21 protein-coding genes are annotated in these 24,296 nt (G+C 73.9%); 15 read left to right on the top strand and 6 right to left on the bottom strand.

Going from position 1 to position 24,296, the window contains the following annotated elements; all coding sequences use genetic code 11:
• Positions 1-22: 22 nt before the first annotated feature.
• From CCE01nite_RS12720 to CCE01nite_RS12700, 5 genes are all read right to left on the bottom strand, one after another.
• The gene (locus CCE01nite_RS12720) at positions 23-3,856 is read right to left on the bottom strand and encodes a multifunctional oxoglutarate decarboxylase/oxoglutarate dehydrogenase thiamine pyrophosphate-binding subunit/dihydrolipoyllysine-residue succinyltransferase subunit (RefSeq protein ID WP_141372468.1); all 3,834 of its coding nucleotides are present in this window, start codon (positions 3,854-3,856) and stop codon (positions 23-25) included.
• Positions 3,857-4,070: 214 nt separating this feature from the next.
• Positions 4,071-4,889, bottom strand: a complete 819-nt coding sequence (locus CCE01nite_RS12715) for an ABC transporter permease (protein ID WP_141372466.1) — start codon at positions 4,887-4,889, stop codon at positions 4,071-4,073.
• Positions 4,886-5,896, bottom strand: coding sequence for an ABC transporter ATP-binding protein (locus tag CCE01nite_RS12710; RefSeq protein WP_141372464.1), 1,011 nt, complete (start codon positions 5,894-5,896; stop codon positions 4,886-4,888). Before CCE01nite_RS12710 ends, CCE01nite_RS12715 begins: the two co-directional genes overlap by 4 nt.
• A 68-nt stretch (positions 5,897-5,964) precedes the next feature.
• The gene (locus tag CCE01nite_RS12705) at positions 5,965-7,041 is read right to left on the bottom strand and encodes a HAMP domain-containing sensor histidine kinase (protein WP_141372462.1); all 1,077 of its coding nucleotides are present in this window, start codon (positions 7,039-7,041) and stop codon (positions 5,965-5,967) included.
• Positions 7,038-7,814, bottom strand: coding sequence for a response regulator transcription factor (locus CCE01nite_RS12700; RefSeq protein ID WP_141372460.1), 777 nt, complete (start codon positions 7,812-7,814; stop codon positions 7,038-7,040). The genes CCE01nite_RS12705 and CCE01nite_RS12700 overlap by 4 nt, the downstream gene beginning before the upstream one ends.
• Positions 7,815-8,110: 296 nt before the next feature.
• Here CCE01nite_RS12700 and CCE01nite_RS12695 point away from each other — a divergent pair, with 296 nt between their 5' ends.
• From CCE01nite_RS12695 to CCE01nite_RS12680, 4 genes are all read left to right on the top strand, one after another.
• The gene (locus CCE01nite_RS12695) at positions 8,111-9,475 is read left to right on the top strand and encodes a hemolysin family protein (protein WP_141372458.1); all 1,365 of its coding nucleotides are present in this window, start codon (positions 8,111-8,113) and stop codon (positions 9,473-9,475) included.
• The gene (locus CCE01nite_RS12690; RefSeq protein ID WP_141372456.1) at positions 9,472-10,512 is read left to right on the top strand and encodes a hemolysin family protein; all 1,041 of its coding nucleotides are present in this window, start codon (positions 9,472-9,474) and stop codon (positions 10,510-10,512) included. The genes CCE01nite_RS12695 and CCE01nite_RS12690 overlap by 4 nt, the downstream gene beginning before the upstream one ends.
• Positions 10,513-10,711: 199 nt before the next feature.
• Positions 10,712-12,511 carry a M15 family metallopeptidase gene (locus CCE01nite_RS22405; protein ID WP_141372454.1) on the top strand — a complete coding sequence of 600 codons (1,800 nt, stop codon included), beginning with the start codon at positions 10,712-10,714 and terminating at the stop codon, positions 12,509-12,511.
• A gap of 337 nt (positions 12,512-12,848) precedes the next feature.
• The gene (locus CCE01nite_RS12680) at positions 12,849-13,862 is read left to right on the top strand and encodes a substrate-binding domain-containing protein (protein WP_034624639.1); all 1,014 of its coding nucleotides are present in this window, start codon (positions 12,849-12,851) and stop codon (positions 13,860-13,862) included.
• A gap of 125 nt (positions 13,863-13,987) precedes the next feature.
• On the opposite strand, the gene CCE01nite_RS12675 is transcribed toward CCE01nite_RS12680, so the two are convergent.
• Positions 13,988-14,899, bottom strand: coding sequence for an aldose 1-epimerase family protein (locus CCE01nite_RS12675; RefSeq protein ID WP_034624640.1), 912 nt, complete (start codon positions 14,897-14,899; stop codon positions 13,988-13,990).
• 160 nt (positions 14,900-15,059) lie between these two features.
• On the opposite strand from CCE01nite_RS12675, the gene CCE01nite_RS12670 reads away from it, so the two are divergent.
• The 11 genes from CCE01nite_RS12670 to CCE01nite_RS12620 all read left to right on the top strand — a co-directional run bounded on the left by CCE01nite_RS12670 (position 15,060) and on the right by CCE01nite_RS12620 (position 24,294).
• Entirely contained in the window at positions 15,060-16,286 is a 1,227-nt protein-coding gene (locus CCE01nite_RS12670; protein WP_034624641.1) for a TadA family conjugal transfer-associated ATPase, read from the top strand.
• Between the two features lie 9 nt (positions 16,287-16,295).
• Positions 16,296-17,156 (top strand): type II secretion system F family protein, encoded by an 861-nt coding sequence (locus CCE01nite_RS12665; RefSeq protein ID WP_034624642.1) that lies wholly within the window; start codon positions 16,296-16,298, stop codon positions 17,154-17,156.
• On the top strand, positions 17,153-18,085 hold the full coding sequence (locus CCE01nite_RS12660) for a type II secretion system F family protein (RefSeq protein ID WP_034624643.1): 933 nt from the start codon (positions 17,153-17,155) through the stop codon (positions 18,083-18,085). The genes CCE01nite_RS12665 and CCE01nite_RS12660 overlap by 4 nt, the downstream gene beginning before the upstream one ends.
• A 74-nt stretch (positions 18,086-18,159) precedes the next feature.
• Positions 18,160-18,435, top strand: coding sequence for a hypothetical protein (locus CCE01nite_RS12655; protein ID WP_371861043.1), 276 nt, complete (start codon positions 18,160-18,162; stop codon positions 18,433-18,435).
• A gap of 4 nt (positions 18,436-18,439) precedes the next feature.
• A complete protein-coding gene (locus tag CCE01nite_RS12650) occupies positions 18,440-18,895 on the top strand; it encodes a TadE/TadG family type IV pilus assembly protein (RefSeq protein ID WP_246056516.1) in 456 nt (151 codons plus the stop codon).
• The gene (locus CCE01nite_RS12645) at positions 18,892-19,371 is read left to right on the top strand and encodes a pilus assembly protein (RefSeq protein ID WP_246056514.1); all 480 of its coding nucleotides are present in this window, start codon (positions 18,892-18,894) and stop codon (positions 19,369-19,371) included. The genes CCE01nite_RS12650 and CCE01nite_RS12645 overlap by 4 nt, the downstream gene beginning before the upstream one ends.
• Positions 19,368-19,859: a pilus assembly protein TadG-related protein gene (locus CCE01nite_RS12640; RefSeq protein ID WP_034624644.1), complete on the top strand. Its 492-nt coding sequence runs from the start codon at positions 19,368-19,370 to the stop codon at positions 19,857-19,859. The genes CCE01nite_RS12645 and CCE01nite_RS12640 overlap by 4 nt, the downstream gene beginning before the upstream one ends.
• Before the next feature lie 52 nt (positions 19,860-19,911).
• Entirely contained in the window at positions 19,912-21,027 is a 1,116-nt protein-coding gene (gene prfB, locus CCE01nite_RS12635) for a peptide chain release factor 2 (protein WP_034624645.1), read from the top strand.
• Positions 21,028-21,299: 272 nt separating this feature from the next.
• Complete coding sequence (gene ftsE / locus CCE01nite_RS12630; protein ID WP_034624646.1) at positions 21,300-21,989, top strand: cell division ATP-binding protein FtsE; 690 nt, start codon at positions 21,300-21,302, stop codon at positions 21,987-21,989.
• Between the two features lie 12 nt (positions 21,990-22,001).
• Complete coding sequence (gene ftsX / locus CCE01nite_RS12625) at positions 22,002-22,916, top strand: permease-like cell division protein FtsX (protein ID WP_034624647.1); 915 nt, start codon at positions 22,002-22,004, stop codon at positions 22,914-22,916.
• Between the two features lies 1 nt (position 22,917).
• Positions 22,918-24,294 (top strand): M23 family metallopeptidase, encoded by a 1,377-nt coding sequence (locus tag CCE01nite_RS12620; protein ID WP_084142411.1) that lies wholly within the window; start codon positions 22,918-22,920, stop codon positions 24,292-24,294.
• The last annotated feature ends 2 nt before the right edge of the window (positions 24,295-24,296 follow it).

Below are 24,296 nucleotides of genomic sequence, written 5' to 3'. Positions count from 1 at the left end.
GAGGCCGGGCGGTCGGCTCAGGTCAGCGGGCGAACGCCGTCTCGATGAGCCGCGCCTGCTCGGCCTGGTGCTTCTTCGCCGAGCCGGCCGCGGGCGACGCCGAGGCGGCGCGCGACGCGACCCGAAGGGTGCGGCCCAGCAGCTGGGGCGCGTTCATCGAGATGTGCGACCACGGACCCTGGTTCTCGGGCTCGTCCTGGACCCACACGAGCTCGGCGTCGCCGTACGGCGCGAGCGCCTCGTGCAGCCCGTCGGCGTCGAGCGGGTAGAGCTGCTCGAGCCGGACGATGGCCGTGCGCTCGTCGCCCGACGTGACGCGGTGGGCGAGCAGGTCCCAGTAGACCTTGCCCGAGCACAGCAGCACGCGGTCGACCTGGTTCGCCTTGGCCGCGGCGAGGTCGTCGCCGATGACCGGGCGGAACGTGCCGTTCGTGAAGTCCTCGACCGACGACGACGCGGCCTTGAGGCGCAGCATCGACTTGGGCGTGAAGACCACGAGCGGGCGGCGCGGGCGCATGTACGCCTGGCGGCGCAGCAGGTGGAAGTGCGACGCGGGCGTCGACGGCTGCGCGACCGTGATGTTCTCCTCGGCGCACATCTGCAGGAACCGCTCGATGCGGCCCGACGAGTGGTCGGGGCCCTGGCCCTCGTAGCCGTGGGGGAGCAGCAGCACGACCGACGAGCGCTGGCCCCACTTCTGCTCGGCCGAGGTGATGAACTCGTCGATCACGGTCTGCGCGCCGTTGACGAAGTCGCCGAACTGCGCCTCCCAGAGCACGAGCGCGTCGGGCCGCTCGACCGAATAGCCGTACTCGAAGCCGAGCGCCGCGTACTCGCTGAGCGAGGAGTCGTAGCACCAGAACTTCGCCTGGTCCGCCGACAGGTACAGCAGCGGCGTCCACTCGGCGCCGGTCTCGCGGTCGTGCATGACCGCGTGGCGCTGGACGAACGTGCCGCGGCGCGAGTCCTGGCCCGCAAGGCGCACCGGGGTGCCCTCGATGAGCAGCGACCCGAAGGCGAGCAGCTCCCCGTAGCCCCAGTCGATGTTGCCGTCGCGGGACATCTGCTCGCGCTTGGTCAGGAGCTGCGCGAGCTTCGGGTGGACGGTGAACCCCTCGGGCGGGCGCACGTGCGCACGGCCGATGCGCTCGAGCACCGCGGGGGCGACCGCGGTCTTCCAGCCGACCATCATCCCGGCGTCCTCGAGCTGCGACTCGGGCCGCTCCAGACCCGCGACGGGCTCGCTCGACGGCGGCGGGGTGTAGCCGCCCTCGCGGGTCTCGGTGAACACGCGCTCGAGCTGGGCCTGGTAGTCCTTGAGGACATGCTCGGCCTCCTCGAGCGTGATGTCGCCGCGCGCGACGAGCGTCTCGGTGTAGAGCTTGCGCACCGAGCGCTTCGCCTCGATGAGGTTGTACATAAGCGGCTGCGTCATCGACGGGTCGTCGCCCTCGTTGTGGCCGCGCCGGCGGTAGCAGACCATGTCGATGATGACGTCGCGGTCGAACTGCTCGCGGTACTCGAACGCGAGCTCCGCGACGCGCACGCAGGCCTCGGGGTCGTCGCCGTTCACGTGCAGGATCGGGACCTGCAGGCCCTTCGCGATGTCGGTCGCGTACTGCGACGAGCGCGACGACGAGGGGCCGGTCGTGAACCCGACCTGGTTGTTGATGATGACGTGCACGGTGCCGCCGGTGCGGTAGCCGCGCAGCTGCGCGAGGTTGAGCGTCTCCCACACGACACCCTGGCCCGCGAACGCCGCGTCGCCGTGGATGAGGATCGGGAGCACCGAGAAGCCGTCGCCGCCGAGGTCGATGCGGTCCTGCTTGGCCCGCACGATGCCCTCGAGCACCGGGTCGACCGCCTCGAGGTGCGACGGGTTCGCCGCGAGGTACACCTGGGTCGTCGCGCCCGACTCCGCGGTGAACGTGCCCTCGGTGCCGAGGTGGTACTTCACGTCGCCGGAGCCCTGGACGGACTTGGGGTCCTGGTTGCCCTCGAACTCGCTGAAGATCTGGCCGTACGACTTGCCGGCGATGTTCGCGAGGACGTTGAGCCGCCCGCGGTGCGCCATCCCGATGCCGACCTCGTCGAGCCCGTTGTCCGCGGCCTTCGACAGGATCGCGTCGAGCAGCGGGATGACGGCCTCGCCGCCCTCGAGCGAGAACCGCTTCTGGCCGACGAACTTGGTCTGCAGGAACGTCTCGAACGCCTCGGCGGCGTTGAGGCGGCGCAGGATGCGGAGCTGGTCCTCGCGCGGCGTGCGGGCGTATCCGGACTCGAGGCGCTCCTGCAGCCAGCGGCGCTGGCGCGGGTCCTGCAGGTGCATGTACTCGATGCCGATCGAGCGGCAGTACGAGTCGCGCAGCAGGCCGAGGATCTCGCGGAGCTTCGCCCGGGGCTTGCCGGTGAAGCCGGCGGTCGGGAACGTCCGGTCGAGGTCCCACAGCGTGAGCCCGTGGTTCTGGATGTCCAGGTCGGGGTGCTTGCGCTGGCGGTAGGCGAGCGGGTCGGTGTCGGCCATGAGGTGGCCGCGCGAGCGGTAGGAGTGGATGAGCTCGGCGATGCGCGCGGGCTTCGTGGCCTCGGTGTCGGGGTCCGACGGCGAGTCGCGGACCCAGCGGACGGGCTCGTACGGCACGCGCAGCGACCGGAAGATCCGGTCGTAGAAGTCGTCCTGGCCGAGCAGCTTGTTCGCGAGGATCCGCAGGAAGTCGCCCGACTGCGCGCCCTGGATGATGCGGTGGTCGTACGTCGAGGTGAGCGTGAGCACCTTGGAGATGCCCATGCGGTTGAGCTGGTCCTCGGACGTCCCGGCGAACTCGGCGGGGAAGTCCATCGCGCCGACGCCGACGATCGTGCCCTGGCCGGCCATGAGCCGCGGCACCGAGTGCACGGTGCCGATCGTGCCCGGGTTGGTCAGCGAGATCGTGGTGCCCGCGAAGTCGTCGACCGTGAGCTTGTTGCCGCGGGCGCGGCGCACGACATCCTCGTACGCGCTCCAGAACTGCGCGAAGTCGAGCGTCTCGGCCTTCTTGATGCTCGGGACGAGCAGCTGGCGCGTGCCGTCGGGCTTGGCGAGGTCGATCGCGAGGCCGAGGTTCACGTGCGCCGGGGTCGTGACCGCGGGCTTGCCGTCGAGCAGGCTGTAGCCGGCGTTCATGGCCGGCATGTCCTTGAGCGCCTCGACGAGCGCGAACCCGATGATGTGGGTGAAGGAGATCTTGCCGCCGCGGCCGCGCGCGAGATGGTTGTTGATGACGATGCGGTTGTCGACCATGAGCTTGGCCGGCACGGCGCGCACCGACGTCGCGGTCGGGACCTCGAGGCTCGCCTCCATGTTCGTCACGACGCGTGCCGCGGGGCCGCGGAGCTTCTGGATCTCGTCGGTCGGCTCGGCGGCGTCGGCGGCGACGCTGCGGGTCGCGGTGGCGACCTCCGCGTAGGGCGCGGTCGCGGGCTGCGCGGTCGCGACGGGCGGGATCGTCGCCACGGGCTCGGCGGGCTCGGGGATCGCGTCCGCGTCGCCGGAGCTCGCGGGCGCCGGTGCGGCCTGGGCGGGCGCCGCGGCGGCGGGTGCGGGGGCGGGCTGCGTGGGGGCCACCGGCTGCCCGTTGCCCGTGCCGGCGGGCGTCACCGGGGGAGCCGCGGGCACGGGCGTCGTCGCGGGCGCGGCGGGTGCTCCGGCGCCGCTGCCGTCACCGCCCTCGCCCGGCTTGTAGCCCTCGAAGAACTCCCACCACGCGGGGTCGACCGCGTTCTTGTCCTTGAGGTACTGCTCGTACAGCTCGTCGACGAGCCACTCGTTGGCGCCGAAATCGGCCTTGCTCGAGACTGGCTCTGCCTTCTGGGACACGCGAGGATCGCCCACTTCCGCCGCGGCCGCGCCGCGTCATCGCCGGATCTGTTTGACGACAACCCTACGTCAGCGCGCTCCCGGACGAGCACTCCGCACCGGCTGGGAGAGCGCTTCCCTCGGCACTTCCGTCAAGTCGGTCCGCGGTGGTCAACCGGGGGTCACGGGGCTGCCTCCCGGGCCCCAAGACCCGGTGCGCGCCGGGTCGGCAAGGTCATGTGATGTCGCGCCGGAACGTCGTCGCGCGCCCGACCACCACGAGGACCACCGCGTACGCGACGAGCACGAGCAGGCCCTGCCACCAGTCGAGCAGCGACGCCATGCCGGCCTCGGCGTAGAAGGACCCGCCCGAGACCGCCTCGCCGGCCGCCCCGGGGAGGTACGACGCGATGTCCTTGCCCCACGAGGTCAGCGCCAGGACGACACGCAGCACCGGCTCGACGAACTGCGTGAACGCGATGAGCACGACGATCGCCGCGACCTGGTTCGTCAGCACCGTCCCGAGGGCCACGCCGACGACGGACCACATCGCGAGCGCCAGCGCCGAGAGCGCGAGCGTGCGCCACGTCTCCGCCTCGCCGAGGAAAGTCGGCTCCCCGAGCGCGGCGAGTACCCCCGCACCCGTGCCGGCCGTCACGAGCGTCGCGACGGTCCCGAACACGACGCCGATCACGAGGCCCGCGACGAGCTTCGCCACGAGGACCACGCCCCGCCGCGGCTCCGCGAGCAGCGTCGGCGTGATCGTCTGGTGCCGGAACTCGGTCGTCACCGACAGCGCCCCCACCACGACCGGGAACACGTAGCCGAACGTCACGGCGATCGTGTAGACGGTGCGCACGACCGCCTCCGGGGTGAGGTCGGGCTGCTCGCCGCCGCCGCCCGGGGTCGGGCCGCCCATGCCCCCGCCCTGCGTGAAGGCCCACGCCATGAACCCGGCGATGAACATCATGTAGCCGACCATCACGAGCAGCAGGACCCACCAGAGCCGCGTCGTGACGATCTTGCGGTACTCGGTGACGAGCGCGGCCCTCATCGGGCACCTCCGGCGGGGGTCGTGGGGGCGGCGGCCGCGGGCGGTGGCGGGGTCCCGCCGCCGGTCAGGCCCAGGAAGATCGACTCGAGGCCGGTGTCCCGCGGCGCGAGCGCGTGCAGCTCGAGGCCGGCACGGAACGCGGCGGCGCCCACCGTCGCGGCGTCGACGTCGCGCAGCTCGAGCGTCGCGGCCGTCGCGGCACCCGCGGGGGCGAGCGCGCCCGGGACGCCGTCGCCGGCCGGAGCGAGGGGCGCGAGCGCCCAGCCCTGCCGCTCGACGAGCGCGTGCAGCCCGGCCACGTCGGGCGACGTCACCCGCACGCCGGGCGCCGCGAGCCGTTCGAGGTCCGCGAGCGTCGAGGCGTGCACGAGCCGGCCGCGCGCGATGATCACGACGTCGTCGACCGTCTGCTCGACCTCGGAGAGCACGTGGCTCGAGACCAGCACCGTGCGGCCCTCGGCGGCGAGCGCGCGCAGGAAGACGCGCAGCCACCGGATGCCCTCGGGGTCGAGCCCGTTCGCCGGCTCGTCGAGGAGCAGCACACGCGGGTCGGCGAGCAGGGTCGTCGCGAGCGCGAGCCGCTGGCGCATGCCGAGAGAGAAGCCGCCGACGCGCCGACGCGCCGCGTCCGAGAGCCCGACGAGGCCGAGCACCTCGTGCGCGCGCGCGTCCGCCACGCCCGCCTGCGGTGCGTAGACGCGCAGGTGGTCCAGCGCCGTGCGGCCGGGGTGGAAGCTCGCGGCCTCGAGCGCAGCGCCCACGACGCGCTGCGGGCGCTCGATGTCCGCGTAGCGGCGCCCGCTGATCGTCGCGGTGCCCGACGTCGGCTCGACGAGCCCGAGCAGCATGCGCAGCGTCGTCGTCTTCCCCGCGCCGTTCGGGCCCAGGAACCCCGTGACGCGCCCCGGGCGCACGTCGAAGGACAGGTCGTCGACCGCCCGCACGGCTCCGAACGACTTGGACAGGTTGCGGACGCTGATGCCGTCCTCGACTGCGGTCGGGCTCATGGCGGCACCCTACTGAGCGCGCCGCCCGGGGCACGAGCGCCCGGGCGTGTCCCGCGCGCGGGGTCGCGTCAGCGGCGAGCGGGGAGCGTGACGCGCATCGTGCAGCCCGCGCCGGCGCCCGTGTCCGCGACCGCGATCGAGCCGCCGTGCAGGTCCACGGCCCACCGCACGATCGCGAGGCCGAGGCCCGTCCCGCCCGTCGAGCTCTGGCCCGTGATCGCCGGGGTGTTGCCCCGCACGAACCGCTCGAAGACGTGCTGGCGCTGGTCGCGGGCGATGCCGGGGCCGTGGTCGACGACGTCGATGCGCACGTCACCGCCCGAGCGGCGCGCCTCGAGCCGCACCTCCTCGCCGGTCGGGGAGTGCCGCACCGCGTTGTGCAGGAGGTTCGCCACGACCTGGTGCAGGCGCTCGCGGTCGGCGGGCACCGTCAGGTCGGGCGGCTCGACGACGACGGGGAAGCGCAGCCCGCGCTCGGCGCCGACGAGCGCGGCCTCGTCGGCCGCCTCCTGCAGGAACTCGCGCAGCGGGAGGTCGGTGATGTCGAGGCCCACCGCGCCGGCCTCGACCCGCGAGAGGTCGAGCAGGTACGCGACGAGCCGCCCGAGCCGCTCGGTCTGGGCGAGCGCCGCGCGCATCGTCGCGGGGTCGGCCTCGCTCACGCCGTCGACGATGTTCTCGAGCTGCGCCTGCAGCGCCGTGACCGGGGTGCGGAGCTCGTGCGAGACGTTCGCGACGAGCTCGCGGCGCAGCGTGTCCGCCGACTCGAGGTCCTCGGCCATCGTGTTGAACGCCGCCGCGAGCTGGCCGACCTCGTCGTGGCTCGTGGCCTGCACGCGCTGGGAGTAGTCGCCGCTCGCCATCGCGCGCGCCGCCGCGGTCATCTCGCGCAGGGGCGACGTCATGCCGCGCGCGAGGACCTGCGTGACGACGAGCGAGAACGCGACGGCCAGCGGGAGCGTCCGGCTCGGGCCGAGCGAGTTGTGCAGGCCCAGCCACGTGACGAACGCCGCGAGGGTCACGGTCGCCGCGACGAGGATGCCGAGCTTGATCTTGATCGAGCGGAAGCTGTCGAGCGGGCGCACGTCCGGGAGCAGCGGCCGGCGCCCGTCCGCGCGCGAGTGCCGGGGGACCCCCGCGTTCACGGGGCCGGTGACGCCGAGGGTGCCGTCGCCGGCTCGAACGCGTAGCCGACGCCGTGCACCGTGCGGATCAGGTCCGCGCCGAGCTTGCGCCGCAGCGCCTTGACATGCGAGTCGACCGTGCGGGTGCCGCTCGCGTCGACCCAGTCCCAGACCTCCGCGAGCAGGCGCTCGCGGGTCAGGACGGTGCGCGGCGTCGCCGCGAGGGTCAGCAGCAGGTCGAACTCGGTGGGCGTGAGGTGGACCTCCTCGCCGGCCCGGTGCACGCGGCGCTGCGCGCGGTCGACGACGACGTCCCCGACCGTGAGGGGCGGGATCGCGTCGGGCTGGGTCGCCTGCAGCGCGGCCGCCTGCGCCGCGCGCTCGGTGCGCCGCAGCAGCGCCTTGGTGCGGGCGACGAGCTCGCGCATCGAGAACGGCTTGGTCATGTAGTCGTCCGCGCCGACGCCCAGGCCGATGAGCATGTCGGTCTCGTCGTCGCGCGCCGTGAGCATGAGGACGGGCACGGGTCGCTCGGCCTGCACGCGCCGGCACACCTCGAGGCCGTCGATGCCGGGCAGCATCACGTCGAGCACGACGACGTCGGGCTGCAGCCGGGCCGCGGCCTCGACGCCCGCGTGGCCGTCGCCGACCGTCTCGACGCGCCAGCCCTCCGCGGACAGGCGCTGGCTGATCGCCTGCGCGATGGCGGGCTCGTCCTCGACGACGAGGACGGTCGTGGTCGCGCCGGTGGTCTGCGCCGGGCCGCCGGCGCCGGGGGTGCTCGAGATCGCCATGCGCCCAGGGTGGCACAGGCCCGTCGGCCCGCGACGCACCCGCCGCCCGTGCCGATCCTGTGCCGCGGGCGCACGCCGGATGCCGCGCGGTCCGACGTTCCGTACGATGGTCCGACCATGAGCAGCTCAAGTAGCTGCCGGCGTCCTGCCCGGGCCTCCGAGCCCGGGTGCGACCATGCCGGCCCCTCCACTGCCCTCGTCCCCCGTGCCCTGACGACCGCCGCCGTGCCGTGCGGTCCGTCGGCCGTGCGCCGTCCCGTCGGTGACAGCAGCGTCCCCGCCGCCGGGAGGTCCGCGTGCTGACCGAGTGGCTCCTCGTCGGCCTCGGCGTCCTCCTGACCGCCGGCACCGCCGTGTTCGTCGCGAGCGAGTTCGCGCTCGTGACCCTCGACCCGGGCCTCGTCGAGAAGGACACCCGGCCCGACGACAAGCGCGGGCAGTCCGTCGTCAAGGCCCTGCGCCGGCTCTCGACCGAGCTCTCCGGAGCGCAGGTCGGCATCACCGTGACGACCATCCTGCTCGGCTACACGACGCAGCCCGCGGTCGGCCGGATGTTCGGCGGCGTGCTCGCCGACTCGTTCCTCGGAGCGGCCGTCGGGGGAGCGGTGTCCGTGCTCCTCGCGATCATCCTGGTCAACGGCTTCTCGATGCTGTTCGGCGAGCTCGTCCCCAAGAACTTCGCGTTGAGCCACCCGCTCGGCACCGCGCGCGCCGTCGCGCCCTTGCAGCGGGCGTTCACGACGGCGCTGCGCCCCGTCATCGCGTTCTTCAACGGCAGCGCCAACGCGCTCCTGCGCCGCGTCGGCGTCGAGCCGCGCGAGGAGCTCTCGGGCGGGCGGTCGCCGCAGGAGCTCGCGTCGCTCGTGCGTCGGTCCGCGGCCGTCGGGACGCTCGACGAGTCGACCGCGACGCTGCTGACCAACTCGATCGACTTCGAGGAGCTCACCGCCGTCGACGTCATGACCGACCGCCAGCGCATGGTCGTGCTGCGCCGCGAGCACACCGCGGCCGACGTCATGACCCGTGCGCGCGAGACGGGTCACTCGCGGTTCCCCGTGATCGGCGAGAGCCGCGACGACATCGTGGGCGTCGTCCACCTGCGCCGCGCGATCGGCGTGCCGTTCGACCGGCGCCCCGAGGTCCCCGTCGCCGCGCTCATGGTCGAGACCCCGCGCGTCCCCGAGACCGTCCGGCTCGGCCCGCTGCTCGTCGAGCTGCGCGACCTCGGGCTGCAGATGGCCGTCGTGGTCGACGAGTACGGCGGCACCTCCGGCGTCGTGACGCTCGAGGACGTCATCGAGGAGCTCGTCGGGGACGTCGCCGACGAGCACGACCGCCGGCGCGCGACGAGCGCCCGGCGCATCGACGGCTCCTGGGCGCTGCCCGGGCTGCTGCGCCCCGACGAGCTCACCGAGGTGACCGGCCTGACCGTGCCCGACGACGGCCCCTACGAGACGCTCGGCGGGCTCGTCATGGCCGTGCTCGGCCGCGTGCCGCAGGTCGGTGACGAGGTCGTCGTCGACGGCGTCCGGCTGCGCGTCGAGCAGATGCAGGGCCGGCGGGTCGAGCGTCTCGTCGTGCAGGCCGCGCCCGACGAGCCCGACGACGAGAGCGACGACGCCCCGCGCACGTCCGGCGCACGCGGGGGTGAGCGCGCATGAGCTCCGAGGTCGCACTCCTCCTCGGCGTCCTGCTGCTCGCCGGCAACGCCTTCTTCGTCGGCGCCGAGTTCGCCATCCTCTCCGCGCGCCGCAGCGCGATCGAGCCGCTCGCCGCCGCCGGGGACCGGCGCGCCAAGACGGTCCTGTGGGCCATGGAGCACGTCTCGCTCATGCTCGCGTGCGCGCAGCTCGGCGTGACCGTGTGCTCGACGAGCCTCGGCGTCGTCGCCGAGCCCGCGATCGCGCACCTCATCGAGGACCCGCTGCACGCGCTCGGCGTCAGCACCGACCTCGCGCACCCGATCGCGTTCGTCGTCGCGCTGCTGATCGTCGTGTACCTGCACGTCGTCCTCGGCGAGATGGTCCCCAAGAACCTTGCGGTGTCGAGCCCCGACAAGGCCGTGCTGTGGTTCGGGCCGCCGCTCGTGTGGCTCGGCCGGGTCGTGCGCCCGCTCATCCACGCGCTCAACTGGCTCGCGAACCACGTCCTGCGGGCGTTCGGCGTCGAGCCCAAGGACGAGGTCGCCTCCGCGTTCACCGCCGAGGAGGTCCAGTCCATCGTCGAGCGCTCGCAGGCCGAGGGTCTGCTCGACGACTCCCAGGGGCTGCTGTCCGGCGCGATCGAGTTCTCCGACAAGACCGCCGCCGAGGTCATGATCCCCGTCGACGACCTCGTCATGGCCCCCGAGGGCGCGACGCCCGACGAGATCGAGCGCCTCGTGGCTCGCACGGGCTACAGCCGGTTCCCCGTCGGGAGCCAGAACGGCGTGATCAGCGGCTACCTGCACCTCAAGGACGTCCTGTACGCCGACGCGACGAACCGCACCATGGCGGTCCCGGCGTGGCGGGTGCGGGCGCTCGCGGTCGTCGGCCCCGACGACGAGGTCGAGACGGCGCTCGGCGCCATGCAGCGGTCGGGTTCGCACCTCGCGCGGGTGGACATCGACGGCCGCGCCGTCGGTGTGGTGTTCCTCGAGGACATCCTCGAGGAGCTCGTGGGCGAGGTCCGTGACGCGATGCAGCGCCAGCAGCTCTGACCGGGGTGGTGCACGCGTTGTTCGTGCGTTGTTCACCCGCGGCGGGCGTCCCGGACGGCTCCTGGACGCCCGTCCAACGGGGTTGGATCGTCCCTGACCGTCCGTTATGGTTTCGTGACGCACCCTGCAGCCGGATGTCGTCCGGCCGTGCGGTCACCTGGCAGTCGTCCTGTCCCGACCAGTCGTGAGCGGAGGTTCCGTGGGGTCCGACCCGCTCGAGCCCGCTCCCGCGGCCCCCGTCTCGCGTCGTCAGCTCCGTGAGGCCGAGAAGGCCCGCCAGGCCGCCCTCGCCGCTGCGGCGGCAGCCGCCCCCGTGCCGTCCCTCGCGCCGGAGCCCACACGCACCCCGCGCGGCACCGAGCCCGCGGTCCGCGCCGGCGAGACGTGGGGCCAGGCCGCACCTGTCGCGACGCTCGCCGTCCCGCGCGGGACGGTCGCCGACGAGCCGCGACTCCTCGCGCGGGCCACGTCCCCGGACACGGCACGCGTCCTGCACCGCGGCCCCGCCGGCCCGGTCACGGAGACCCGCGGCGGCCCGGTGCCCCCCGCGGGTGCGGCACCCCAGGCGGGTCCGACCCGCGTCGCCTCCCGGGCGAGCCTGCGCGAGATCCGCGCCGTCGACGAGACCCGCGTGGCGCCTCGGACCGCTGCCGCCGACGAGACCCGCGTGGCCCCTCGGACCGCTGCCGCCGACGAGACCCGCGTCACCCGCTGGTCGAGCGTCGGGGACGCCCCCGCAGCGCCGCGTGCGTCTGCCGGTGGCGCGACCCGGGCCGCCCGCCGTCCCGCCGTCGAGGCGCCTCCCGCCGCCGGCCGTCCCGCGGTCGAGGACACCCGCGTCCCCGGCCGTGCCGCGATCGAGGAGGTCCGCGCCGCCGGCCTGGCCGCCGTCGAGCAGGCCCGCGTCGCCGGTCGCCCTGCCGTCGAGGAGACCCGCGTGGTGCGCCGTGGGAGCGCGCCCGAGGCCCCGGCAGCTCCGCAGCGCGACGGCGCGCTCCGCGAGACGCACGTCGTCCCGCGCACGCCGGCCGCCGACGAGACCGGCGTCGTGCCGCGCACGCCGGCGGTCGAGGAGACCCGCGTCGTCCCGCGCACCCCGGACGCCGACACGACCCACGTGATCCCCGCGACGCTCGACGAGCCGTCCGCGCACGACGCCCCGGCGGCGTCCGACGCGCACGTCGTCCCCGTCCGGTCGCGCCGCGCCGCGCGCTCGTCCGAGCCCGGCCCGGCCCGCGTGAAGCGCTCCGCGGCGAGCGCGCCCGCGAGGGGCATCGCGCACGGCCCGCGCGGCGGCACCTGGGCCGCCCGGACCGGCGTCGTCGCCGCGCTGCTCGGCGTCACCGTCGTCGTGCCGGTCGTCGAGAACGCGCTCCCGGGCGGCGGAGACTTCGGGGACCCCGCGGTCGTCGAGGCCGAGCTGCCCGACACCGTCGAGGCGCTCACCGCGTCGACCGCCTCGGGGCTTCCCCCGGCGTCGCTCGTGTCCGCGGACGCGAGCCCGATGCGCTCCGAGCTCTCTGCGAGCCGCAGCGAGGAGCGCGAGCCGCTCGCGGGCTGCGACGGCGCGACCCGTGCGGCCGGCGCCAACGGCCTGCTCGCGACCGAGGACCTGTGCACGCTCTGGGAGGGCAAGACCCAGCTGCGCGCCGACGCTGCCGTGTCGCTCGCGGTCCTCAACCAGGCGTTCATCGCGCGCTTCGGCGTCGACATGTGCCTGTCGAGCGGCTACCGGACGCTCGCGCAGCAGCGGTCGGTCAAGGCCCAGAAGGGCGGCCTCGCGGCGGCCCCCGGCAAGAGCAACCACGGCTGGGGCCTCGCGGTCGACCTGTGCTCCTCGGAGACCACGGGCGCCAAGTGGACGTGGCTCAACGAGAACGCCCCGTCCTTCGGCTGGGACAACCCCGCGTGGGCCCGCCCGGGCGGCAGCGGCCCGTACGAGCGCTGGCACTGGGAGTACACGAAGGGCGTCCAGGAGGACGGCGAGTTCTACGGCTGACGTCCGCCGTCGTGCGACGCGGTCGCGCCGCTCGCACTGAGCCGCGTCGCCCCTCGCCCTGAGTGCACCGGGCGGTGGATCGAGCGGCGCTGGAGCCGCTGACGGGCCGCGTGGTGTGCCGGGTCGCGGCGCCGAGCGCAACAGGTCGAGCCTCGGTCCCTCGGGGGTATGCCCTGCCGCGTGTCCGGAATCTCATGCTCTGAGTTATTTGCGAGGTTAAACGCTTTTGTCTCCTGAGATCGGTGTGTGAGCGCTCACACTCTCGTGCGCGCGGGGTGATCACCGCCTCGCGGACTACACCGGGCGTGGGCACGCCGGGTGATCTCAAGGAGGAGATGTGGCAGGCACGAAGCGGATCTCGGGAGCGCTCGGCATGGTCGCTGCGGGGGCGGTCCTGCTGGGTCTCGCCGGCTGCGCCGGCGGTGACGTCGCGGGCGAGGACGTGGGCAGCGACCCCCGCGACGACGGCATGACGACGGTCGGCTTCGTGGCCGTCGGTCCCGAGGGCGGCTGGCGCAACGCCAACGAGCAGGCGGTCCGGGACGCGTTCACCCCGGGGGCGGGCTTCGAGCTCCGGTACGCGCCCGCCGCGAGCCCCAGCGACCAGGCGTCGCAGCTGGACGCGTTCGCCACGTTCGTCGCCGACGGGGTGGACGTCATCCTCCTCACCGCCACGGAGGCCTCGGGCTGGGAGGGTTCGCTCGCGCGCGCCCAGGAGGCGGAGATCCCGGTCATCCTGGTCGACCGCGGGGTCGACGCCAGTGAAGACCTCTACGCCGCCCGCATCGCGCCCGACAACTTCAAGGTCGCGCTCGCGGTGGGCCTGTGGGCCGTCGAGACGTTCGTCGAGGGAGGGAACTACTTCGTGCTCGAGGGTGTCCCCGGGCTGTCGGTCGTCCAGGAGCGCAACGAGGGCTTCGACGCCATCGTCAGCACCGCGCCGGGCCTGACCAAGGTCGGTGCGCAGACGGCCAACTGGAAGACCGACGAGGCCAGGGCCGTCGTCGAGGCTGTCCTCCAGGCCCACGACAACGACATCCAGTTCATCTTCGCCCAGAACGACGAGATGGGAATCGGCGCCGCCCAGGCCGTGGCCGCCGCCGGCCTCGACCCGGGCACCGACGTCAAGATCGCCACGATCGACGGCACGACCGGCGCGCTCCAGGCCCTGGCTGCGGGAGACTTGAGCTTCGTCGCCCAGTACAACCCGTTCTTCGGCGACATCGTGGTCGACGTCGTCGACCAGGTGCTCGCGGGCGAACCGGTCCAGGCGATCATCACCGTCGAGAGCGACACCTTCGCCTCGCCCGAGCAGGGCCAGGCCGCGCTCGACACGGGCCTCGGCTTCTGAGATCGACACGCTCGTACCGAGGTCCGGGGGAGCGGGGGGTCGCCTGCCCGGCGACCCCCCGCAGCGCGCCACATGCGGGCGTCGTCCCCGGCCGTCTCCGCAGCCGGTGCTGCACGGCTGCGCGCCTAGAGCAGGCGCATGCCCCAGCGCACCGTGTGGCTCGCGCCCGGCTCGAGGCGCACCAGGCGCTCGCCGGTGCGGAACGCGTCCGCGATGCAGCTCATGGGCTCGCACGCGACGCCGCGGCGCATGATCCCGGGGATGTCGTTGCCCGTGCAGACCTGCCAGGTGTCCATCGTGTCGTCCATCCAGACCGCGGACGTGCGCCCGTCGGGTGAGGCCAGCTTGATCCAGGCGAGGCCGTCGTCGTCGCGGACGACCTCCACGAACGCGTCGTCGAGCGCGAAGCCGGCGAGCGGGCGGGGCGTGCGCATGTCGTCGTCGGCGCCGAGCGGCGCGGTGCCGGTGGGCAGGAGGCGGTCGTCGACGAGCACGCGCGTCGCGGCGTCGACCTGGATCGTGCAGTCGTCCACCGCGGCGTCGCCGGGGGAGAGCCACGGGTGGAACCCGACGCCGTACGGCGCGGCGTGCTGCCCGAGGTTCGTCGCGGTGACCAGCACCTCCAGCCCTTCGTCGGTCAGCGCGTACGTCGCGCGCACGCGGACCGGGAACGGGTAGCCGAGCGTCGGGACGACCTCGTGCTCGAGCGTCACCGACGTGTCCGAGACGGGGCTGCTCGGCGTGAAGCGCGCGTGCGAGACGAGGCCGTGCAGCGCGGTCATGCGGCCCGGCTCGTTCACGGGGACCTGGTGCTCGACGCCGTCGAACGTGTACTGCCCGTCGGTCAGGCGGTTGGGCCACGGCGCGAGGACGGCGCCCGAGTACGCGGGCGCGATCTGCTCCTTGTCGAACGGGAGCGCGACGTCGCGGCCACCCACCGAGTACTCGCGGATGCTGGCGCCCACCTCCGCGATCGTGGCGTGCTGGTCACCGCGCGCGAGGTGGTACTGACGTCCGGACGGAGCTGGGATGTTCACGTTCCCACGCTAGCGGGCCGGGCGGGGGCGGGGCTCCTCGGCGTCCTGTCGCCCCTGAGAGCCGGGCGGTGGCGGATCCGGGGTGTGGACAACCGGGCACGCGATGTCCGGATCCTCCCTATTGTCGGGTCGGCGCAGTGCGGCGACGGCAGGGGGCAGCGTGGACGGGGTCGAGATCCTCGAGACCGAGGTGCGCGCGCTCATCCGTCGCCGCGGGCTCGACCCGCTGCGCGACCGGCGCGGCGTCCAGGCACTCGTCGCCGACGTCCTGGCGGACTACGACGAGCGCAGCCTGCTCGGGTCGGTCCCGGTGCTGCCCGACCCGCCGGCCGCGCTCAAGGCCGTGCTCGACGCGGTCGCGGGGCTCGGGCCGCTGCAGCGCTACCTCGACGACCCCGAGGTCGAGGAGATCTGGATCAACGCCCCGGAGCAGGTCTTCGTGGCGCGCCGCGGCGAGCCGGAGCTCACGACCACGATCCTGACCGAGGGGCAGGTCCGCGACCTCGTCGAGCAGATGCTCAAGACGTCGGGCCGCCGGCTCGACCTGTCGAGCCCGTTCGTCGACGCGAGCCTGCCCGGGGGCGAGCGCCTGCACGTCGTCATCCCCGACGTCACCCGCCGGCACTGGGCCGTGAACATCCGCAAGTACGTCGCCCGGGCCCGTGACCTCGACGACATGGTGACGCTGGGCTCGCTGACCCCCGCGGCGGCGAGCTTCCTCGACGCCGCGGTCCGGGTCGGCCTCAACGTGCTCGTCGCCGGGTCCACGCAGGCCGGCAAGACGACGATGCTCGGCGCGCTCGCGGGCTCGATCCCGGCGCGCGAGCGGATCGTCACGTGCGAGGAGGTCTTCGAGCTGCGTCTCCTGCACCGCGACGTCGTCGGGCTGCAGTGCCGGCAGCCCAGCCTCGAGGGGACCGGCGAGATCCCGCTGCGCCGCCTGGTGAAGGAGGCGCTGCGCATGCGCCCCGACCGGATCGTGGTCGGCGAGGTGCGCGAGGCCGAGGCGCTCGACCTGCTCGTGGCCCTCAACGCCGGCGTTCCCGGCATGTGCACGTTGCACGCCAACTCGGCGCGCGAGGCCATCACGAAGCTGTGCACGCTCCCGCTCCTCGCCGGGGAGAACGTGTCCGACCGGTTCGTCGTGCCGACGGTCGCCGGCTCGATCGACGTCGTGGTCCACCTCGGCCTCGACGCGCGCGGACGCCGCCGGGTGCTCGAGGTGGTCGGCGTCCCGGGGCGCGTCGAGAACGGGGTCGTCGAGCTCGCGGACCTGTTCCACCGCCAGGGCGAGACACTCGTGCGCGGCGAGGGGTACCCGCCGCACGCCGAGCGGTTCGCGCGCGCCGGGATCGACCTGCCCGCGCTGCTGCGCGCCGGGCGCTGAGGCCGCGCCGTGGGAGTCGTCCTGGGTCTCGTGCTCGGCGCCGGGCTGTGCTGCGTGTGGTGGTCCCTGTGGTCCGCGCCCGTGCGCCGGACGCGGCGCAGCGACGGCTGGCAGGCGCGGACGCAGGACCTGCTGGTGCAGGCGGGTGCCGGTCAGGTGACGCCCGGGGCGCTCGCGGCGACGAGCGCCGCGCTGGGCGTCGTCGTGCTCGTCGTGGGCTCGGCCCTGACCCGCGCACCCGCGATCGCGGCGTGCTTCGCGGTCATGGCCTGCGCGGCGCCGTCGGCGCTCGTCCGGGGGAGGGCCCGACGGCGGCGCACGCAGCTGCGCGACGTGTGGCCGGAGATCGTCGACCACCTGGGCTCGGGCATCCGCGCAGGGCTCTCGTTGCCGGAGGCGCTCGGCCAGCTCGGCGACCGCGGCCCGGTCGAGCTGCGCGAGCCGTTCGCGGCGTTCGCCGAGGACTACCGCGCGACCGGCCGCTTCGGCGAGTGCCTCGACGCGCTCAAGGTCCGGCTCGCGGACCCGGTGGCCGACCGGATCGTGGAGGCCCTGCGGATCACGCGCGACGTGGGCGGGACGGACCTCGGCCGGCTGCTGCGGACGCTCTCCGGCTTCCTGCGGGAGGACGCCCGCACCCGCGGCGAGCTCGAGGCGCGGCAGAGCTGGACGGTGTACGCGGCCCGGCTCGCGGTCGCGGCCCCGTGGCTGATCCTCGCGCTCCTGGGCACGCGACCCGAGGCCGCGCACGCGTACAACTCGGTGACCGGGGGGCTCGTGCTGCTGGTCGGTGCGGCCTGCTCGGTCGTCGCGTACGCCGTCATGGTGCGCATCGGGCGCCTGCCCGAGGACCCGCGGGTGCTGCGGTGAGCGGGGCGCTGCTGGGGGCGTGGATCGGGCTGCTCGGCGGCGGCGGTGCGGCGCTCGTGTGGTCGCGGCTCGCTGCGCGGCGGGTCCGGCTCGACGACCGGCTCGCGCCGTACCTGCGCCCGCGGCGCTCCTCGTCGACGCTCCTGCGCGCGCCGGTCGTCCGCACGCCCTTCCCGACGCTCGAGCGACTCATCGCGCCCGTGATGGCCGACGGCGTCCGGGTGGTCGCGCGGTTCGGGTCCCCCACGGCCGACGTCCGGCGGCGCCTGGAGCGTGCCGGTCGGCGGGAGTCGGTCGAGGAGTTCCGCGCCGGCCAGGTCGTGTGGGGCGTGCTCGGGCTCGCGGGCGGGCTGTTCGTCGCGCTGCTGCTCGCCGCGACGCGGGGTGCGCCGCTCGCGCCGCTCGTCGTCCTCGTGGTGCTGGCCGGTGCCACGGGCGCCCTGGGCCGGGACTACCAGCTCTCGCGTCAGGTCGCCGCGCGGGAGACGCGGCTGCTCGCCGAGCTGCCGACCGTCGCCGAGCTCCTGGCGCTGTCGGTGAGCGCGGGCGAGGGCGCGGTCGGAGCGCTCGAGCGCGTGGTGCGGACGACGCGCGGCGAGCTCTCGGGCGAGCTCGCCCGGACGCTCGCCGACGCCCGCTCCGGCACGCCGCTGACCGTCGCGCTCGAACGGCTCGCGCACCGCACCGGGCTGCCCGCGCTCGCGCGGTTCGCCGACGGGGTCGCGGTGGCCGTCGAGCGCGGCACGCCCCTCGCCGAGGTGCTCCGCGCGCAGGCGCAGGACGTCCGCGAGCACGGGCGGCGCGTCCTCATGGAGTCCGGCGGGCGCAAGGAGGTCCTGATGATGGTCCCGGTCGTCTTCCTCATCCTGCCCGTGACCGTGCTGTTCGCGGTGTTCCCGAGCATGACCGTCCTGAACGTCGGCCGATGAGCCGCGCCGACGTGCCCGTGCCACCCCGGTCCCGCGCCGGCGCACCCTGGAGGAGAACCATGAGACCGAGCCGAATGCTCGACCGGACGACCACCCGACCCGGAGCGACCCGCGCTGAGGGTCGGGCCACGCCCACCGGGCGCGCGGCGGCGCAGCGGGGGACGGGCGTCCTGCGGCGGCTCCGGTCGCGGTTCGTGACGGGCGGGCACGAGCGCGGCGACGTGCCGGGCTGGGTGCTCGTGACCCTCATGACCGCGGGGCTCGTCGTGACGCTGTGGGCGGTCGCCGGACCCCGGCTCGCCGAGGTCTTCGAGGACTCGCTGTCGAGCGTGCAGGGCCCGGGCAACTGACGCCGTGACGGGGCCGGGGATCGGGATGCGTCGCGCGGCGCAGCACCTCGCGCAGCGCGCGGTCGGGTGCGACGCGGTGGGCGGTCGCGAGCGTGGCTCCGCAGCGGTCGACTTCGCGCTGGTCGGTGGTCTCATCACGCTGCTCTTCGCCGGTGTCGTCCAGATCGCGCTCGTCCAGCACGTGCGCAGCACGCTCGTCGACTGCGCGGCCGAGGGCGCCCGGTACGCGGCGCTCGCGGACCGCGCGCCGCAGGACGGTGTCGCCCGTACCCGGGCGCTCATCGAGAGCAGCCTGTCCGCCGGCTACGCGCAGGACGTCTCGGCCGCCCGGACACGGCTCGACGGGCTCGACGTCGTCGAGGTGACGGTGACGGCGCCGCTGCCCGTCGCGGGGCTGCTCGGGCCGGGCGGGGCGCTCACGGTCACGGGTCACGCGCTCGCCGAGGACGCGGCGCCGTGAGCCGCGGAGCCGCGGGCGTGCCGGCGGACGCAGCCGCACCGGCGTCGTCCGACGAGGGCAGCGCCGTCGTCGAGTTCCTGGCGCTGACGCTCGTGCTGCTCCTGCCCGTGCTCTACCTCGTGCTCGTGCTGGGCCGCGTGCAGGCCGCGACGTTCGCCGCCGAGGGTGCGGCGCGCGAGGCCGCCCGCAGCTACGTCCGGGCGGCCGACGCGTCGCTCGGGCAGCAGCGCGCGCTCGCGTCCGTCGGCCTCGCGCTGCGCGACCAGGGGTTCGACGAGGTCGAGCCCGCCGCGGCGCTGACCCTCAGCTGCTCGAGCCGCCCGTGCCTCGCGCCGGGCAGCGACGTCGCAACGTCCGTCGCCGTGGACGTGGCGCTGCCGTTCGTCCCGCCGTTCGTGCAGTCCGTCGTCCCGCTGTCCGTCCCGGTCGTCGGGCACCACGTCGCCGCCGTCGACACGTTCCGGGCGTCGTCGTGACGGCCCGGGCGCGGCGGAGGTCGTGGCTCGGGCGGGCCGGTGCCGACGACGGGCAGACGACGGTCCTCACGCTCGGGCTGGTCGTCGTCGCGCTGCTCCTGGTCACCGTCGTCGTCTCGGCGACCGGGGTGCACCTCGACCGCAAGCGGCTGCTCGCGACCGCCGACGCGACCGCCCTCGAGGCGGCCGACGCGCTCTCGACGGGTGCCTACTTCCAGCCGAGCGGCCCGGGCGGGACGACGTCGGGCGGGCAGATCCTGCTGACCGACCGGGCGGTCGAGGGCGCGGCCCGGGGCTACCTCGCGGAGAACCCCGAGATCAGCGACCGGTTCGTGCGCCTCGAGCTCGTCGACGCGACGGCCGTCGACGGCCGGTCGGCGCAGGTCCGGCTCCGCGCCCTGGTGCGCCCCGCGCTCGTCAGCTGGGTCACGGCCCCGTGGTCCGACGGCATCGTGCTCGAGGCCGAGTCGATCGCGCGCGCGTGGTGAGTGCGTGCCCCGCGCGTGGTCCGTGCGCACCGAGCGGGTAACCTCGACACCCGTGGCCACCACCGACTTCCCCGCTGAGCTCCGCGACCTGCGTACGACGCTCGACTCCATCCAGGCCGTGAGCGACCCGACGGCGCTGCGGGCCAAGATCGCCGACCTGTCCGAGAAGGCGTCGGCCCCGGACCTGTGGGACGACCCGGACGCCGCGCAGAAGGTCACGTCCGCGCTGTCGGTCGCGCAGGCCGAGCTCGACCGCGTGCAGAAGCTGCGCGGGCGCATCAACGACCTCGAGACGCTCGTCGAGATGGCGACCGAGGACGGCGGCGACGCCGACACCCTCGCCGAGGCCGAGGCCGAGCTGCTCGGGATCCGCAAGGACCTCGGGGAGCTCGAGGTCCGCACGCTGCTCGCGGGGGAGTACGACCAGCGTGAGGCCGTCGTCACGATCCGCGCCGGGGCCGGTGGCGTCGACGCCGCCGACTTCGCCGAGATGCTCATGCGCATGTACCTGCGCTGGGCCGAGCGCCACAGCTACCCGACGACGGTGCTCGACACGTCGTACGCCGAGGAGGCGGGCCTCAAGTCCGCGACGTTCGAGGTGAAGGTGCCGTACGCGTTCGGGCACCTGTCCGTCGAGGCCGGCACGCACCGCCTCGTGCGCATCTCGCCGTTCGACAACCAGGGCCGCCGCCAGACGTCCTTCGCGGCCGTCGAGGTCATCCCGCTCATCGAGCAGACCGACTCGGTCGAGATCCCCGAGGCGGAGATCAAGGTCGACGTGTTCCGCTCGTCGGGCCCGGGCGGTCAGTCCGTCAACACCACCGACTCGGCGGTCCGCATGACGCACATCCCCACCGGAATCGTCGTGTCCATGCAGAACGAGAAGTCGCAGATCCAGAACCGCGCCGCCGCGCTGCGCGTCCTGCAGTCGCGCCTCCTCCTGGTGCGCCAGGCCGAGGAGAACGCCGCGAAGAAGGCCCTCGCCGGCGACATCAAGGCGAGCTGGGGCGAGCAGATGCGCTCCTACGTGCTGCACCCGTACCAGATGGTCAAGGACCTGCGGACGGAGTACGAGGTCGGCAACACCTCCGCGGTGTTCGACGGCGACATCGACGGGTTCCTCGAGGCCGGCATCCGCTGGCGCCGGGGGCAGCAGCCCGACGCGTAGGGGCGAACTGCTCAGAACGGGCGTGCGCCGGTCGACAAGAGGGACGACCTCGACCGGGCAGGGGAGCACGAACAGGGGGATGGGCTCATCGCTGTGACGTACCTGCACGTACCGGGACGTACCGGGCGCGCGCGCCGGGTGACGTTCCCCGGTGCGCTCGATGGGGCACCGGGGCGGCGGCGTGTCTGGGGCCGAACGGCCGCCGGGCCTGCCTACGGTGGACGAGGCCAGAGCACGCACCCCATCCCTGCCCCCGAGACTGGCCCCGAGCCGTGATCCGATTCGAGAACGTCACCAAGGTCTACGCGCGCGGCGCGAGGCCTGCCCTCGACGCGGTCGACCTCGAGGTCGAGCGCGGGGAGTTCGTCTTCCTCGTCGGGGCCTCCGGGTCGGGCAAGTCGACCTTCCTGCGGCTCGTGCTGCGCGAGGAGCGCCCGTCCGCCGGCAAGGTCTTCGTCGCCGGCAAGGACCTCACGACGCTCTCGTCGTGGAAGGTCCCACACCTGCGCCGCCAGATCGGTGCGGTGTTCCAGGACTTCCGCCTGCTGCCCAACAAGACGGTCTTCGAGAACGTCGCGTTCGCGCTCCAGGTGATCGGCAAGCCGCGCCACCACATCCTCACGACGGTCCCCGACACGCTCGAGATGGTCGGCCTCGCGGGCAAGGAGAAGCGCCGCCCGCACGAGCTCTCGGGCGGTGAGCAGCAGCGCGTCGCGATCGCCCGCGCGTTCGTCAACCGGCCGTCGATCCTGCTGGCCGACGAGCCGACGGGGAACCTCGACCCGACCACGTCGCTCGGGATCATGCGGCTGCTCGACCGGATCAACCGGACCGGCACGACCGTGGTCATGGCGACGCACGACGACGAGATCGTCGACCAGATGCGCAAGCGCGTGATCGAGCTGTCCTCCGGCGAGCTGGTCCGTGACCAGTCGCGCGGTGTGTACGGCTCGGCGCGCTGAGAGGGCACCCCCGTGAGACTGCAGTTCATCCTCTCCGAGATCGGCATCGGCCTGCGCCGGAACCTGTCGATGTCCATCTCGGTCGTCCTCGTGACGTTCGTGTCGCTGACGTTCGTCGGCGCCGCCGCGCTCCTGCAGCTGCAGATCAACGCGATGAAGGGCGACTGGTACGACAAGGTCGAGGTGTCGGTCTTCCTGTGCCCCCGTGACTCGCCGGAGCCGACGTGCGCCGCGGGCGAGGTCACCGAGGAGCAGAAGGCCGCGATCCAGGAGGCGCTCGACTCCCCGGACATCGACCCGTACGTCGAGAAGATCTACTTCGAGTCGAAGGAGGAGGCGTTCGCGGCGTTCGAGAAGCAGTTCTCGGACCAGTGGTGGGCGGCGGAGACGACCGTCGACGACATGAACACCTCCTACCGGATCAAGCTCGCGGACCCGGAGAAGTACCAGGTCGTCGCGGACGTGCTGACCGGCCGGCAGGGCGTCGAGGAGGTCCAGGACCAGCGCGCGCTGTTCGACAAGCTGTTCCTGGTGCTGAACCGGGCGACGCTGCTCTCGGCCGGCCTCGCCGCTGTCATGCTGCTCGCGGCCGTGCTGCTCATCACCACGACCATCCGGCTCTCGGCGATGAGCCGTCGCCGCGAGACGGGGATCATGCGCCTCGTCGGCGCCTCGAACCTGTTCATCCAGCTCCCGTTCATGCTCGAGGGCGCCATCGCCGCGACCATCGGCGCCGCGCTTGCGGTGGCAGGGCTGTGGGTGGGCGTGAAGTATCTGGTGACGGACTGGCTCGGTGCGTCGGTCGAGTGGATCCCGTACGTCTCGACGGCGGACGTGTGGTTCGTGACCCCGTTCCTCGTCGCGATCGCGATCGGTCTCGCCGCGATCTCGTCCGTCGTGACGCTCAGCCGCTACACGAGGGTGTGACATGACAGAGCTGCAGCACGCCCGCCACCGGCGCCGGTTCGCGACCCGCGTGGTCGCCGCCGGTGTCGCCGGCCTGCTCGGGGTGCTCGCCGCCGTGCACGGCTCCGCGTTCGCCGACCCGCTCTCCGACCAGCGCCGCGCCGCCGAGCAGAAGGCCGCCGAGAACAAGGCCGCCCGCGAGCGCGTCGCCGCGTCCCTCGAGGGCATCAACGCCGAGCTCGCGCAGGCCGTGCTCGACCTGCAGGTCGTCGAGCAGCGCCTGCCCGTCGCGCAGGCCGAGCTCGCGACCGCCGAGGAGACGCTCCAGCGCACCGAGCGCGAGGCCGAGCTCATCGCGGCCCGGCTCGTCGACGCCGAGGAGCAGGAGGCCACGATCGGCACGACGATGGCGGCCGACACCGAGCGCGGGCAGAAGATCCGCGTCGCGATCGGCCAGATGGCCCGCGAGGCGTACAAGGGCGGCACCGGCACGTCGAGCATGGACATCGTGCTCGACGCGGAGAGCACCGAGGACTTCATCGCGCAGTACGGGCTCGTGACGACGGCGCTGCGCACCCAGACGCAGGCGCTCGACGAGCTGCGCGCCATCGAGGCGCAGAACCGCAACAGCCAGGCCCGCCTCACGGCCGTGCGCACCCGCATCACCGAGCTCAAGGCCGAGGCCGACCAGAAGGTCGTCGAGGCCGACGCCGCGCGGGACGAGGCCGCGGCGCGCAAGGCCGAGGTCGAGCAGCTCATCGTCCAGCAGGCCGCCAAGAAGGCGACCATCGAGTCGCAGAAGGCGGCCGCGCAGGCCGAGCAGCAGCGGATGGACGCCGAGGCCGCGGCGATCTCCGCCGAGCTCGCGAGCATCGCCGCGCAGCAGAAAGCCGCCGCGAAGGCCGCCGCCGAGGCAGCAGCCGCCGCCGCGAAGGCCGCCGGGAAGCCCGCCCCCGCGGCGCCGCCCGCGCAGGCCGGCCCGGTCGGCCGCGGGCTGTTCAGCAACCCGACGTCCATCAACCCCGCGTACGTGACGTCCGACTACGGTATGCGCCTGCACCCGACGCTCGGCTACGTGCGCCTGCACGCCGGCATCGACCTGCGGACCTACTGCGGCACCCCGCTGTACGCGGGCCGCGCCGGGACCGTGCAGTGGGCGCAGTACCGGTTCGGCTTCGGCAACCAGGTGATGATCGACCACGGGCTCGTCAACGGGAACTCGCTCATGTCGAGCTACAACCACATGACCCGCTTCGTCGTCGGCGCCGGGGACCAGGTCGGCGCGGGCGACCTCATCGGGTACGCGGGCAACACCGGCACGTCCGCCGCGTGCCACCTGCACTTCGAGGTGTACGTCGACGGCGGCACCACGAATCCGCGGCCGCTGCTCGGCATGTGACG

The sequence above is a fragment of the Cellulomonas cellasea genome (assembly GCF_006538745.1).
GTDB lineage: Bacteria > Actinomycetota > Actinomycetes > Actinomycetales > Cellulomonadaceae > Cellulomonas_A > Cellulomonas_A cellasea.
This window is presented reverse-complemented; position numbering and strand designations above follow the sequence as displayed.